At 72.4% G+C, this 13,633-nt stretch carries 15 protein-coding genes; 1 reads left to right on the plus strand and 14 read right to left on the minus strand.

Going from position 1 to position 13,633, the window contains the following annotated elements; all coding sequences use genetic code 11:
* Positions 1-16: 16 nt before the first annotated feature.
* Together kdpA and kdpF are read right to left on the minus strand one after the other, a co-directional pair.
* Entirely contained in the window at positions 17-1,666 is a 1,650-nt protein-coding gene (kdpA, locus tag FHX39_RS01060; RefSeq protein WP_408631496.1) for a potassium-transporting ATPase subunit KdpA, read from the minus strand.
* A gap of 11 nt (positions 1,667-1,677) precedes the next feature.
* Positions 1,678-1,767 carry a K(+)-transporting ATPase subunit F gene (gene kdpF, locus FHX39_RS21600; RefSeq protein WP_183336025.1) on the minus strand — a complete coding sequence of 30 codons (90 nt, stop codon included), beginning with the start codon at positions 1,765-1,767 and terminating at the stop codon, positions 1,678-1,680.
* Between the two features lie 232 nt (positions 1,768-1,999).
* Between kdpF and FHX39_RS01070 the strand changes: the two genes are divergently transcribed.
* Positions 2,000-2,560: a hypothetical protein gene (locus tag FHX39_RS01070; protein WP_183336028.1), complete on the plus strand. Its 561-nt coding sequence runs from the start codon at positions 2,000-2,002 to the stop codon at positions 2,558-2,560.
* Between the two features lie 21 nt (positions 2,561-2,581).
* Here FHX39_RS01070 and FHX39_RS01075 read toward each other — a convergent pair whose 3' ends face one another.
* The 12 genes from FHX39_RS01075 to FHX39_RS01130 form a co-directional block, all read right to left on the minus strand.
* Positions 2,582-4,018 (minus strand): 13E12 repeat family protein, encoded by a 1,437-nt coding sequence (locus FHX39_RS01075; protein ID WP_183336030.1) that lies wholly within the window; start codon positions 4,016-4,018, stop codon positions 2,582-2,584.
* An 84-nt stretch (positions 4,019-4,102) separates the two neighbouring features.
* Positions 4,103-5,200, minus strand: a complete 1,098-nt coding sequence (locus tag FHX39_RS01080) for an alcohol dehydrogenase catalytic domain-containing protein (RefSeq protein ID WP_232530558.1) — start codon at positions 5,198-5,200, stop codon at positions 4,103-4,105.
* Positions 5,201-5,395: 195 nt separating this feature from the next.
* Entirely contained in the window at positions 5,396-6,076 is a 681-nt protein-coding gene (locus FHX39_RS01085) for a PadR family transcriptional regulator (RefSeq protein ID WP_183336032.1), read from the minus strand.
* Between the two features lie 121 nt (positions 6,077-6,197).
* A complete protein-coding gene (locus tag FHX39_RS01090; protein WP_183336034.1) occupies positions 6,198-7,628 on the minus strand; it encodes a glucose-6-phosphate dehydrogenase in 1,431 nt (476 codons plus the stop codon).
* Positions 7,629-7,653: 25 nt separating this feature from the next.
* Positions 7,654-8,121, minus strand: a complete 468-nt coding sequence (locus FHX39_RS01095) for a DUF1707 SHOCT-like domain-containing protein (protein WP_183336037.1) — start codon at positions 8,119-8,121, stop codon at positions 7,654-7,656.
* A gap of 101 nt (positions 8,122-8,222) precedes the next feature.
* Positions 8,223-9,278 (minus strand): sulfate/molybdate ABC transporter ATP-binding protein, encoded by a 1,056-nt coding sequence (locus FHX39_RS01100; protein ID WP_183336039.1) that lies wholly within the window; start codon positions 9,276-9,278, stop codon positions 8,223-8,225.
* A 1-nt stretch (position 9,279) separates the two neighbouring features.
* Positions 9,280-10,071, minus strand: coding sequence for an ABC transporter permease (locus tag FHX39_RS01105; RefSeq protein WP_332836604.1), 792 nt, complete (start codon positions 10,069-10,071; stop codon positions 9,280-9,282).
* A 13-nt stretch (positions 10,072-10,084) separates the two neighbouring features.
* A complete protein-coding gene (gene modA, locus FHX39_RS01110; protein WP_183336041.1) occupies positions 10,085-10,885 on the minus strand; it encodes a molybdate ABC transporter substrate-binding protein in 801 nt (266 codons plus the stop codon).
* Entirely contained in the window at positions 10,882-11,301 is a 420-nt protein-coding gene (locus FHX39_RS01115) for a TOBE domain-containing protein (protein ID WP_183336043.1), read from the minus strand. Before FHX39_RS01115 ends, modA begins: the two co-directional genes overlap by 4 nt.
* Positions 11,302-11,526: 225 nt before the next feature.
* Complete coding sequence (locus FHX39_RS01120; protein WP_183336046.1) at positions 11,527-11,739, minus strand: TOBE domain-containing protein; 213 nt, start codon at positions 11,737-11,739, stop codon at positions 11,527-11,529.
* A 101-nt stretch (positions 11,740-11,840) separates the two neighbouring features.
* Complete coding sequence (locus FHX39_RS01125) at positions 11,841-12,530, minus strand: M24 family metallopeptidase (RefSeq protein ID WP_183336048.1); 690 nt, start codon at positions 12,528-12,530, stop codon at positions 11,841-11,843.
* Between the two features lie 172 nt (positions 12,531-12,702).
* Positions 12,703-13,602 carry an SPFH domain-containing protein gene (locus FHX39_RS01130; protein ID WP_183336050.1) on the minus strand — a complete coding sequence of 300 codons (900 nt, stop codon included), beginning with the start codon at positions 13,600-13,602 and terminating at the stop codon, positions 12,703-12,705.
* Positions 13,603-13,633: the final 31 nt, after the last annotated feature.

Raw genomic sequence — 13,633 nt, forward strand, 5'->3', positions numbered from 1 at the left:
GTGCTCGTCGTGCTGCTCATCGGAGGGCCTCCGCGAGGGGTCCGAGCGCGAGCGAGGGGAGGTAGGTCAGGCCGACGAGCACCAGGGTGACGGCGGCGAGCATCCCGATGAACAGGCCGCGGTGCGTCGGCAGGGTGCCGGCGCTCGCGGGTGCTCGACCCTGGGCTCCCAGCGAGCCGGCGAGCCCGAGGACCAGGACGAGGGGGAGGAAGCGGCCGAGCAGCATGGCGAGCCCGAGCGTGGTGTTGTACCAGGTCGTGTTCGCGCTCAGCCCGCCGAAGGCGGAGCCGTTGTTGTTCGCCGCGGAGGTGTACGCGTACAGGACCTCCGACAACCCGTGCGGGCCGCCGTTCAGCATCGACTCCCGGGCCGACGGCAGCGCCATCGCGGCGGCCGTGCCGGCCAGCACCAGGGTCGGTGTCACCAGGAAGTACAGCGACGCGAACTTGATCTCGCGCCCGCCGATCTTCTTGCCGACGTACTCGGGCGTCCGGCCGACCATGAGGCCGGCCACGAAGACCGTGATGATCGCGAGGACCAGCAGCCCGTACAGGCCCGAGCCGACGCCGCCGGGCGCCACCTCGCCGAGCATCATGTTGAGCATCACCACGCCGCCCCCGGCCGCCGGGAACGAGTCGTGGAAGGAGTTGACGGCGCCGGTCGAGGTGAGGGTCGTGATCGCCGCGAACGTGGCCGACTGGGCCACCCCGAAGCGGGCCTCGGTGCCCTCGAGCGCCCCGCCGACCGCGGACGGGATGGTGCCGCTCGGGTGGACGAGGAACGCGTTCGTCAGGGCGACGCTGATGATCGCGAGCAGACCCATGGTCAGGGCGACGGCGCGGCCCTGCCGGAGGTCGCCGACCATCAGGCCGAAGACCCGCGGGATGCTGAACGGGATCACCAGGATGAGCAGCAGCTCGAACCAGTTGCTGAGCGAGGTCGGGTTCTCGTACGGGTGGGCGCTGTTGGCGTTGTAGAAGCCGCCGCCGTTCGTGCCGAGCTCCTTGATCGCCTCCTGGCTGGCCACCGGCCCGCCGGTCAGGTGCTGCGTCCCACCCGCGAGGGTCGTGACGTCGGTGCCGCCGGACAGGTTCTGGAAGGCGCCGCACGCGATCAGGACGACCGCGCCGACGAAGGCGAGCGGCAGCAGCACCCGCAGGCTGATGCGGACGAGATCGACCCAGAAGTTGCCGAGCGTCGCGCTGCTGGCGCGGGCCAGCCCGCGCACCAGGGCGAAGGCGACGGCGATGCCGACCGCCGCCGAGACGAAGTTCTGCACGGCCAGGCCGGCCATCTGGACCAGGTGGCCCATCGTCGACTCGCCGGAGTAGGACTGCCAGTTGGTGTTGGTCACGAAGCTGACCGCCGTGTTCCAGGCCTGGGACGGCTCGACGCCACCGAAGCCGAGGTTCAGCAGGAGGTGGCCCTGCAGCCGGAGGAACGCGTAGAGGAAGAGCACCGACACCGCCGAGAAGGCCAGCACGCTGCGGGCGTACGTCGCCCACGACTGCTCGGCGCGGGCGTCGACGCCGACCAGGCGGTAGACGACACGTTCCGGCGTGAGGTCGCGCTCCGACGTCGCGGCCGCGTGCAGCAGGTTCCCGACCGGCCGGTGCACGAGCACCAGCACCAGGACCAGGGACGCGACGAAGACGACGCCGCTCAGGGTCTCGGACATCAGAACCGCTCCGGGAACAGCAGCGCGCACACCAGGAAGACCACGAGGAGGACGGCCACGACGAGGCCGACCCCGTTCTCCACGCTCACAGCCGCTGCTCCCCTCGGACCACCAGCGCGAGGACGGCGAACACGACCACCGTCAACACCACGAACACCACGTCAGCCATCGGATCTCTGCTCTCTCACGTGTCCGAGAACAGCACCGGAGGGCCTCGGGGCGCAGCGATCTTCACGCGCCTGCTACGCGCGGCCCGCGATCTTCACGCGGTCTTCACGCCGCGCACCTACGCTGACTGTCCGATCGAGAGGTGGTGGGTCCGTGCCCAAGCTGAGCCTGCTGGCGACCGCGGCCGTCGTGCTGGTGGTCGCGGGGTGCTCGAGCGCGCCGACGCCCACGGTCACCCCTGCGCCCGCGCCGTCCGCGAGCGCGTCGAGCGCGACGGCTTCCGCCGGGCCCTGCCCCGACGGTGCGTACGTCATGACGGCGTTCGAAGGTCGCGGCCAGGCCGCGGCCGCGGGCAAGGGGACCGGCGGGAACATCGCCGCCGACTTCACCTCGGGGAAGTTCACGATCAGCTCCGACGGCTCGCAGCCGGCCAAGCTCGACCTCGGCCCGGTGAACGCGGAGATGCGCTTCAACGGCGAGATCACCGGCACGTACGAGGGTGACCCCTCGGCGCTGGCGCTGAAGACCACCGGCGCGCACGGCGACGTGGCGATCAAGGGCTTCGGCGTCAGCCGCAACTACTCCGCCGGGGGCCTGGCCAACCAGCTCATCGGCCAGGCCGCGACCGCGCAGGTCACCTGCGACGACGCCGCCGGGACCGCGCTCGTCGTCCTGCCCGACGCGACCCTCACCCTCACCCGCGCCGCCGGCTGAGGAGCGCCGGCCGCCGCTCGCTCAGGCCGCCGACTCCTCGCCGGTCCGGGCGTGGGTGGGTGACTGGTGGGCGCGTCGCCAGACGTCGTCGGCGAACGCGGCGCAGCCGAGGTTGAGGGTTCCCTGGTTGGTGACGACGAAGACGTAGCCGTGCGGGGTGCGGAACACGTACGTCCCGGGCTCGGGTTGTCGGCGGCGCCAACGTCCGAAGGTGACGGCACGGTGGTGGGCTCGAGCGAGTGGTCCGAGGTTGTGCAGGCCGGTCTGGCCGGGCGGTCCGCCGTGATCGGGTTGTCGGTACGGGATCGAGTGGTCAGCGTCGAGGCTGCGGGCCACCGCCGAGCCGAAGGGGAACACCTCGGCGGGGTGCCGGGTGAACAGCGCCTCGCGCAGGCGGAGCGGCGTCTCGTACGCGTCGACCGGTGCGAGGTCGGCGGGATCGAGGACCGGGCGGACGGTCACCGGGCAGCCGGTCTCGGCGAGCCAGGTCCGCAGCTGCTGGAGGCTGGTCGGCTCGCCGTGCTCGGGCCGGACGACCCCGTGGCCGGTCGCTGTGGCGGTGTCGGACAGGTGGAAGTGCAGCACGATCCGCGGGCGCAGCGCCGCGACGTCGGCAAGCTCGGTCGGCGCGCTCAGGTCGAGGGACGGGCCCCCGTCGTCGGGCTCTGACTCGTCGTCCGGCGAGGGCGTCGAGCGGTCCGCGTCGTGCTGGTGATCGATGAGCAGCTGGAGCGCCTGGGCGGGGCGAGCGAGGAGACCGAGAGCCTTGGCGCGGCGATGGTCGGCCGGCTCGGCGTCGCCGTCGAGGGCGAGGATGTCGGCGAGGCGGTTCACGGTGGCCAGCAGGAACGTGACGTCGCCGGCGGCGGCCTTGGCCACGAGGGTCTTCAGCCCGTCCTCGCCGGGGTAGGCCCACACCCCGCGGGCCTGGCGGGCCTCCTCGGCCCGCTGCTCGGCCAGGGCCGGGTCGGCCTGCACGATCGCCGCTGCGAGGATCCGGCCGAACCGGGCCCACGGCAGCCGGCCGAGATGAGCGGTGACGGCGCGGTCGACCAGGTCGGCCGCCTCTCGCGACAGCGTGTGGCAGGCGCGGGCGACGTGCACGGCCTGCCAGGCGCGCACCTCGCCGTGACGGATCCGGTCCCACAGGCGGGGATGACGGTGGCGCAGGTCGAGGGCGTCGGCCACGAGCTGCTCGGCGGTGCCGCTGCTTGTGGCACGAAGAGCGCCGAGCTCGTGGACCGCGTACTCCGACACGTCCGGGCACCCGTCACCGCCGTAGCCGACCCCACGCTCGACCAACGGCTCGTAGCCGGTCGCGGTGGTGTCGAGGTCATGCAGGTCCGCCCACCCGGCAGCGAGGACCAGCACCTCGCACTCGCGCTGGCGGAGGTCGGCCTCGTTCGCCACCACGCGCGCCGCGAGCTGTGCTCCGGTGCACCCCGACGGATCGAACATACGAGCGATTCTGCCAGCGAGCACTGACAGAACACGGACCTCGGTGTTGTCCGATCCGTCGGACGTGGTGTCCCTCGCGAGCCGCTACGGGATCAGCGTGACCTTGATGGATTCCTTGCCGCTGGCGACGAGGTCGAGGCCTTTCTGGAAGTCGGCGAGGGGGAGCTGGTGGGTGCAGATCTCGTCCATGGGGAGCTTGCCGGACTCGATGAGGCGGATGGCGGCGGGCCAGCAGTGGGGGCCGAGGTGGGCGCCGAGGACGTCGAGCTCTTTGTCGTCGCTGATGATCGACCAGTCGACGCTGACGTCGCTGCCGAAGACGCTGTACTCGACGTAGCGGCCTTGCTTGCGGAGCAGGTTGAGGCCCTGGCCGACGGCTGAGGGGTGGCCGGTGGACTCGATGTAGACGTCGGCGCCGTAGCCGCCGGTGAGCTCTTTCACGCGGGCGACGGCGTCTTCGCGGCCGATGTTGATGGTGAGGTCGGCGCCGGTGCGGGCGGCGATGGCGAGCTTGTTGTCGTCGAGGTCGAGGGCGATGACGAGGCGGGGGTTCTTGGCCTTGCTGCCGGAGATCATGCCGAGCCCGATGGGTCCGCAGCCGGCGACGACGACGACGTCGTCGAAGGTGAGGCGGGCGCGTTCGACGCCGTGCAGGGCGCAGGAGAGCGGTTCGGCGAAGGCGGCGTGCGCGGGGGGGATGTCGGCGCTGACCTTGTGCACGAGGCTGTCGGTGGTGAAGACCATGTAGGAGGCCATGGCGCCGGGGGTCGCGCGCTTGAAGCCGTACATGTCGTGGCGGGCGCACATGTGGTAGGCGCCGTCGAGGCAGTAGCGGCAGGTCCAGTCGGGCACGATCTGCTCGGCGACGACGCGGTCGCCGACCGTGATGTCCCAGTGCGCGGCGGCTTCGTCGTCGAGCTCGACGACGCGGCCGGTGAACTCGTGGCCGGGGATGACCTCGGTCTCGGCCCAGGCTGGGCGGTTGGCGTCGCCCCAGAACTTCGCGGCGCCGTGGTAGCACTTCAGGTCGCTGGCGCAGATGCCGACGGCCTCGACCTTGACGAGGACCTCGCCGGGTCCGCGGGTGGGGACGGGGACCTCTTCGAGGCGGTAGTCCTCGGGTCCGTGGTTGACCACGGCCTGCATCGTGGTGGGGACCGGGGTGCCGGGGTCGACGGCCATGTCGTGCCTCTCATGGGGACGGGTGCGCGGGAGCGCCCCTCACGGTAGCGAGCCGCGCCCCACGGTCGACAGCCGCACGCCTTGCGTCAGAGCCGCTCAGGACGCAGCCAGCCGCACAGGTCGGGACCTGTGCGGCTGGCTGGGCGGTACGCGGGTGCGTCCGGTCGGGCAGCCCTCGGGGGGCCGCCCCGGGCCTCACTCGGCGAGGATGCCGTACAGCTCGCGGCGGAGCTGGTCGACCTTCTCCTTGGCGCGGGACTGCTGCTCGGGGCTCGCGCCGCGGAACTGCTGCAGGCTGCCCAGGAGCTTGCGGGCGGCGTCGCGGAGCTCCGAGCCGGAGCCGCCCTCGCGGGCGTTGTCGAGCGCGGCGTCGATCGACTCGCGGTTCTCGGTGACGTGGGCGGTGCCCTCGTCCGTCAGGGAGTACGCGCCGCGGGGGCCGTCCTCCTTGGCCACGAGGCCCTCGTCGACGAGCTGGGCGAGCGTCGGGTAGACCGAGCCGGGGCTCGGCTTCCAGGCGCCGTCGGTCTTCTCGGCGATGGCCTTGATCAGGCCGTAGCCGTTGGACGGGCCCTCGGCCAGCAGGCCGAGGATGGCGCTGCGGACGTCGCCGCGCCGGGCGCGACCGCCGCCGAAGTCGCGACCGGGACCGAAGCCCCGCCCACGACCGCCGCCGAAGCCGCGACCCGGGCCGGCACCGGGACCGAAGTCACGGTCGGCGCCGGGGCCGAAGTCGCGACCCGGGCCGAAGCCCGGACCGCCGTGACCGCCTGGCCCGAAGCCCGGGCCGTCGAACCCGCCGGCCATCGCGGCCATGCGCCGGAAGGCCTTCCCGGGGATGAATCCTTGCTGAGCTGCGTTGAAGTGGCTACGCATCTGGTGTCTCCTTCAGAGATCTGGTGCCGTCCCTGTGACGGCGTCACCGATATATCGCCGATAGTCTAGAAGATATTCCGGGCGACCTCAAGGGACATGCGACCTCGTACGGAGAACCGACTCAGACCGGCCAGCCCTCCGGGCCCTGGGAGCCGGCGGGATAGGTCTGCATCGGCGTCCGGTCGGACCGCCACGCGTCGAGGACCGAGTCGACGATCCGCCAGCACTCGACCGCGGTGTCGCCGCGGACCGCGAGCAGCGGGTCGCCGTCGAGCACGCCGGCCAGGACCTCGCCGTACGCGGGGAGGCGGCCGGGGCTGAGCGTGGTGTCGAGGCTGACGCGGTCGATGCTCATCGGGTCGTCCTCGCCGTTGATGTTGAGGTCGAGGGCTATCGCGTCGGGGCCCATGACCAGCCGCAGCTGGTCGGGCTCGCAGGCGCCGGTCAGCCCGACGGGGAGGTGCGGGACGTCCTTGAACGTCACGACGACCTCCTTGCGCGCGACGCCGACGGCCTTCCCGGAACGCAGCCGGAACGGCACGCCGGCCCAGCGCCAGCTGTCGATCTCGAGGGTCACCTCGGCCAGGGTGTCGGTGCCGCGGGCGGGGTCGACGCCCGGCTCCTTCACGTAGTCGGGGACCTGACGGCCGTCGACGTCGCCGGCGACGTAGCGGGCCCGCCGGGACGCGGTGGCCGCGTCCCCGCCCCAGACCCGCGTGGCGCGGAGCACCTCGGCCTTGGACTCGCGCAGGTCGAAGGCCGACACCTCGCCGATCGGGTTCATGGCGACCAGGGCCATCACCTGCAGCAGGTGGCTCTGGATCATGTCGACGAGCGCGCCGGCCTTGTCGTAGTAGACCGCGCGACCCTCCAGCGTCAGCTGCTCGTCGAAGACGATGTCGACCGAGGCGACGTGCTGGTTGTTCCAGACGGGCTCGAAGATGCGGTTCGCGAAGCGGACACCGAGCAGGTTGAGCACCGTGGAACGTCCGAGGAAGTGGTCCACCCGGAACGTGCGCTCCTCGGGCACCAGCGTGGAGAGGCGGGCGTTCAGCGCCTTGGCGCTGGCGACGTCGGTGCCGAACGGCTTCTCGAGCACCAGCACGGTGCCCTCGGGCAGCGTCACGTGCTGGAGCGCGTCGCAGGCCCGGGCGGTGACCGCGGGCGGCAGCGCGAAGTAGAGCGCGGGGGCGGGCGCGGCCGCGGCGATCAGGCGGCCCAGGTCGTCGGCGGAGGTGACGTCGGCCCGCTGGTAGGAGGTCGTGGCCAGCAGCGCGTCGATCGTCTCGGTCGACACCTCGGCCGCGGTGAGCGAGGCCTTGAGGTGGTCGTGCCACGTCGGGGCGTCCCAGTCCTCGGCGCCGGCGCCCAGCAGGACGATGTCGCGCCGCTGCGGCTCGGCGTCGAGCAGCTTGCCCAGCGCCGGCATGAGCAGCCGGTTGGCCAGGTCGCCGCTGGCGCCGAGCAGCACGAGGGTCTTGATGTGCGCGGCGGGGACGGGGGCGCCCTGCACCGTCAGGTCGGGGTCGGGCGTGGCCGAGGAGATGCTCATGGCGTCACGCTACGGCGACCCTCGGTCAGCGTCGGCGCAACGTGGCCTGACCGATCGCCGTCACGCACCCGCCCGCGACGGCCGTGGCCGTGCCACCGAGGAGCGCGGCCACGACGAGCGCCCCGTTGTACGACCCGAGCAGCAGGAGCATGCCCCCGGCGAGCATCACGCTGAGGATCAGCAGGGAGGTCAGGAGGGGGACCGCCGAGCGCATCCCGCGGCTCTCGTCGCCGACCGGACGGAGCGGTGTCTCAGGCACCACGCGCCGGGGCCGCAGGTCGCGGAACAGGGCCTGCAGGTCCGCGTGCGACCGCGCGGCGACGGCGCGGGCGAGCCGGTCGTCGAGCTCGGCGGGGTCGAGGCGACCCGCGGCGAAGTGGTCGGCGAGGGCGTCGCAGGCGGCCGAGCGCTCGGACTCGCCGACGCGGAAGGAGGGCTCGGTGGTGCGCGACGGTCGGTTCAGGCCGTGCTGGTACGACGGGGTCTGGTCCACGAGCGTCAGCCTCGCGTGGTGGGCCGGGCTCCGGAAGAGCCGCCGCCGCCTCCACGACGCCGGTCCGACCAGGTCGAGACCGGGGTCGTAGCCCGCGGTCCTCAGACCGGGTAGACCGTCACCGCCGTGGCCTTGATCGCGAGGAAGACGTCCCGCCCGGGGTAGAGGTCGAGCTCGCCGACCGAGGCCGGCGTGACGCTGGCGGTGATGGACTCGCCGGTGGCGGCGAGCGTGGTGACGCGGACGTCGTCGCCAGACGGCTCGAGCTCGCCGACCCGGGCGCGCAGGACCGTGCGCGGGCTGCCGTGCGGTGCGTCGACGAACACCGACACCGCGTTCGGGGCGAACACCGCGGCCGCCGGTGCGCCCGGCGCGACCCCGCCCGTACCGGCGCCCACGTGCAGCCCGGCCGGGGTGGAGACGCCGGTCGCGTCGGCCACGCCGAGCACGAGGTTCAGCCCGGCCAGCCGAGCCGTGAACGCGGTCTGCGGGTGCCGGAACACCTCGGCGGTCGGCCCCGTCTCGACGAGGTGGCCGCCCTCCAGCACCGCGACGCGGTCGCTGAGCAGGAGGGCGTCGAGCAGGTCGTGCGTGACGAGCACGGTCGTCCGGCCGGTCAGGACGGAGCGGAGGACGCGGCGGACGAGCGGGGCGACGGTGACGTCCAGGGCGGCCAGCGGCTCGTCCAGCAGCAGCAGCCGCGGGTCGGTCGCGACCGCCCGCGCGATCGCGACCCGCTGCGCCTGGCCACCGGAGAGCTGGGCCGGCCGACGCGTCGCGAGACCGTCCGCCTCGACCGTCGCCAGGTGCGCACGGGCCGCGGCGTCGGCCGTACGACGGGGGACGCCCGCGGCGCGGGGCCCGAAGGCGACGTTCGCCAGGACGTCGAGGTGGGGGAAGAGCAGCGGGTCCTGGGCCAGGAGGCCGACGCGGCGCCGGTGGGGGGCGGGCCAGCGCCCGGCGCGGACGTCGAACAGCACCTCGCCGTCGAGCTCGGCGCGGCCGGAGTCCGGGCGTACGGTGCCCGCCAGGATGCCGAGCAGCGTCGACTTGCCCGCCCCGTTCGGTCCGAGCACGGCGAGCCGCTCGTGGTCGCCCAGCTCGAGGGAGACGTCGAAGTCGCGGGCGGCCAGCCGGGCCGAGAAGCTCAGCCCCACGTCAGCGCCAGGTCCGGGTCGGACGCCCGGCCGCGAGGCCGACGACGGCGACCGCGACGGCCACCAGGAGCAGCGCGAGCGCGACGGCGGTGTTCGCGTCGGTCTCGCGCTGGAGGTAGATCTCCAGCGGCAGCGTGCGGGTCACGCCCTGGAGGCTGCCGGCGAAGGTCAGCGTCGCGCCGAACTCGCCCAGGGAGCGCGCGAACGCCAGGACCGCGCCCGACAGGAGCCCGGGCAGGACGAGGGGCAGGGTCACCCGGCGCAGCACGAGCGTCGGGGCGCCCCCGAGCGTCGCCGCGACCTGCTCGTAGCGCTGGCCGACGGTGCGCAGCGTGCCCTCGAGGCTGACCACGAGGAACGGCAGCGACACGAACGCCTGCGCCAGCACCACGGCCGTCGTGGAGAACGCGATCTGCAGGCCCAGGACCTCCAGGGTCTGGCCCAGCAGACCGCGACGCCCGAACGTGTAGAGCAGCGCGATGCCCCCGACGACCGGCGGCAGCACGAGCGGCAGGAGCATCAGCGACCGCACGACGCGCTGCCCGGGAAACGTCGTCCGCGCCAGCACCAGCGCCATCGGCACCCCGAGGACCAGGCAGATCAGGGTGGACGCGGCGGACGTCCTCAGGCTGAGGCCGAGCGCGTCGAGCGACTCCTCGGTCGTGATCAGGGCGCCGAAGTGCAGCCAGTCGACCCGCGTCGCCAGCGCGACGAGGGGCAGCAGGACGAAGACGGCACCCAGGCCGGCCGGGACGAACACCCAGGCCGGGACCGCGGAACGGGGCCGGCTCACCCCGGAGATCTGATCACGGCCTGGCGAAGCCTGCGTCGGCCAGCACCTGCTGGCCCTGGGTGCCGGTGACGAGCTGGACGAACTGACCGGCGAGGTCGGCGTTCTTGCTCGCCGTGAGGGCGGCGATCGGGTAGGTGTTGACCGCCGCCTTCGACTCGTCGAAGGGGATGCCCTTGACCTTGTCGCCCGCGCCCTGGACGTCGGTGACGTAGACCAGCCCGGCGTCGGCCTCGCCCGACTCCACCTTGCCGAGGACGTCGGTGACGGCGTTCTCCTCGCTGACGGGCTTGAGCGTGGTGTTGGTCGCGGTCTCGATCTTCTCCGCAGCAGCGCCGCACGGCACCTGCGGCGCGCAGACGACGAGCTTGACGCCCGGCTTCGAGAGGTCGGCGAAGGACGTGACCTTCGCGGGGTTGTCAGGGGGGACGGCGATCTCGAGCGTGTTCGTGGCGAAGTTCACCGGCGAGCCCGCGACGAGCTGGTCCGTGACGACCTTGGTCATGTTGTTCGTGTCGGCCGAGGCGAAGACGTCGGCGGGCGCGCCCTGCTGCAGCTGCGTGACGAGGTCGGACGAGCCGGCGAAGCTGAAGGTCACCTTCGTGCCGGGGTGCGCGGTCTCGAACTGCTGGCCGAGCGTGGTGAACGTGCCCTTCAGCGACGCGGCCGCGAAGACGGTGAGCGTCTGGCCTGACGCGGAGCTGGCCGCCGGAGCCGAGGAGCTCGCCTGACCGGCCGGCGTGGACGAACCGCCGCAGCCGGCCAGGAGCGTCACGGCCGCGGCCGTGGCGGCCAGGGCGAGGGTGGTGCGGTTCATGCGGTCTCCTGGTGCTTGCGGTCGTGGGGGGTCTCGATGATCACGGTCGTGGCCTTCACGACGGCCACCGCGACGGAGCCGGGCTCGAGGCCCAGCTCGCGGACGGCCTCGCTGCTCATCAGCGACACCACCCGGAACGGGCCGCACTGCATCTCGACCTGAGCCATCACCGTGTCGGTGGTGACCTCGGTGACGAGGCCGACGAAGCGGTTCCGCGCCGAGCGCTCGACCTTCGACGGGTCCGTGACGGGGTTGGCGTGCTCGCGCGCGAACAGGGCCAGCGCCTTGCCGTCGACGACCTTGCGATTGCTGGCGTCGGTCTCGACCGGCAGCACGCCGGCCTCGATCCACCGCCGTACGGTGTCGTCGCTCACGCTGAGGAACTGCGCCGCATCGCGGATCCGGATCTTCGGCACGACAGCGAGCCTAGCCGAGCAGCAGCGGCTCTTAACGCGCGTCCTGTCCGCAGGCGCGGGTCCGCACTCCGGGGCCGGGACGCCGCTCCAGCCGCTGGTCGTGGCCAGCAGCCCTGTCCTCGACACCACGAGCGGGTGTCACCGACAGCGACGTCTCCGGCGGCCGCTACGCCAGCGGCGCCGTGGCGCTCGAGGTCGCGGGCGCCCGCCGGCGCCGAGGTCGGCTCAGTCCTCGACGCCGAGCATGACCTCTGTGGCCTTGATCAGGGCGGTGACCTTCGAGCCGACGGTCAGCCCGAGTTCCTCGACCCCGTCGCGGGTGACGGAGGCCGTCACCTGCTGACCGCCGTCGAGATCGATCTTCACGATGGTCATCACCGAGCCGACCTCGATCGAGGCGACCGTGCCGACGAGCTGGTTACGGGTGGAGAGGCGCATCAGACTGACTCCCGGGGTCGAGGTCGGACCCCGTCCGGAGCCCCGGCGAGCCTAGGCCGGGCCATGGCGCCCCCGCCGAGCCGGTCGTCCCCGCCCTGGGCTCAGAGGTCGAGCAGCTGTTCGAAGAAGCCGCCGAAGCCGCGTTCGCGGTCGGTGAGGTGCACCTCGAGGATCCAGTGGCAGGGGTTGCCGGCGGCGTCGGGACGCCGCATCGGCTGATGGCTGCCCGGGGTGATGTAGCTGGTGACCTGGTCGTCCTCGACCCGTTCGTGCGGGAACTCCCCGACCAGGTGCCCGGCGTGCCGGGCGCCGTGGCCCCACCCACGCTCGCCCATCAGCCCGAGCACGTACGCGAACAGCTCGTCGCCGGTGATCTCCGGCGTCGCGGCGAAGTGGTCCCGCCCGGCCGCCCAGATCACCGGGAGGTCCGCGGCCAGGCGGTGCTTGTGCTCGTCGTCACCGAGGACGTAGGTGCGGCCGACGTCGGCCTCCCACTCGGAGAAGATCGGGCCGAAGTCGAAGAACACGATGTCGTCGGACTCGAGGGTGAGCTCGGCGGGGTTCGACCGGTACGGCTCGAGCGTGTTGACCCCGGACCGCACGATCCGCTTGTGCCAGAACTTCCGCACCCCGAACATCTCGTTCGCGAGGTCACGGATCTCGTCCGACAGCTGGCGCTCGGTGATCCCCGGGACGACGAGCCCGCGGCGGACGGCCTCGTCGAACAGCTGTACGGCCTTGGACTCGGCGTCGCGCAGGGCGGCGACCCGGTCGGTCTCGACGACGCTCATGGTCGGTCAGCGTACGACCGCCCCGTCACGCTCGACCTGCTCCAGGACCTCCTCGCGGCACGTCGGGCTGCCCTCGGCAAGGGGCCGGGAACAGCGAGGTGATCGCCGTGGAAGCGAGAACCAGCGCGGCGCGACGCTGCTGTGCCTTCGAGCCGGAACGAGGGCGGCCGGCTCAGCGCTGCTGGACGATGACCGGGGTCTGGCCGCTCTGGGGCCAGCAGCCCAGGCCACCGACGGGGATCGCCTGGCCCTTCTCGATCATCTCGCGCTGCTGGTCGAGGCACTTGCTGACCAGCACGTTCGGGTCCTTGGACACACTCGCCGCGATCTTCGCGTTCGCCCGCGCGTCGGCCTCGGCCGTCTGCTCGCGCTGCTGCGCGATCCGGGTGTTGCCGATTTCCTGCTGCAGCTGGTTGATCCGCTGCTGGGTCGCCTCGTCGTAGTCGACCTTGGGGATGATCACCGACTCGATGACGATCCGGTCCCCGATCCGAGCCACGAGCCGGGCCTTGACGGCGTCCGCCACCTGGTCGTTGCTGATCTTCGGCGTGGTCGTGTCGCCGCTGGCGGCCTTGGCCTGGCTGAGGGGGTCGTAGTCGCTGAACGCGTAGTTGAGCGCGGCGGCGAGCTCCTGGTTCACCAGGCCCGGGCCGATGTTGTCGAAGCCGCGGTAGTCGGCGTAGAGCTCGCCCGCCGCCTCGGGCCGGATCTTCCAGCGCAGCGCGTTCTGGACGTAGCCGGTGGCCTGGTTGCCGAGCCGAATCTCGGTCCTCTGGTCGCCGAGGTGGTCGTCGATCTGGGTGCTGCCGTCCATCTGGACGACCCGGCTCCACGGCCGCTTCCAGTGCAGGCCGGGGGCGAACTCGTGGATCGGCTTGCCGAAGGAGACCTGCACGCCGACCGACTTGGCCTGGACCTGGGTCACGCTGCCCGCGACGACCATGATCACGCCGAGGGTCATCGTGCTCACCCCCACTAGACGACCGATCCGGTTCCTGGCGCCGATGCAGGCGACGAGCACCGCCAGCCCGACGACGAAGACGACGATCGCGGACACGAACAACCCGGACACGCTGGCCCACCTTCACGACGTGCGGCTATGG

Source organism: Microlunatus antarcticus (genome assembly GCF_014193425.1).
GTDB lineage: Bacteria > Actinomycetota > Actinomycetes > Propionibacteriales > Propionibacteriaceae > Microlunatus > Microlunatus antarcticus.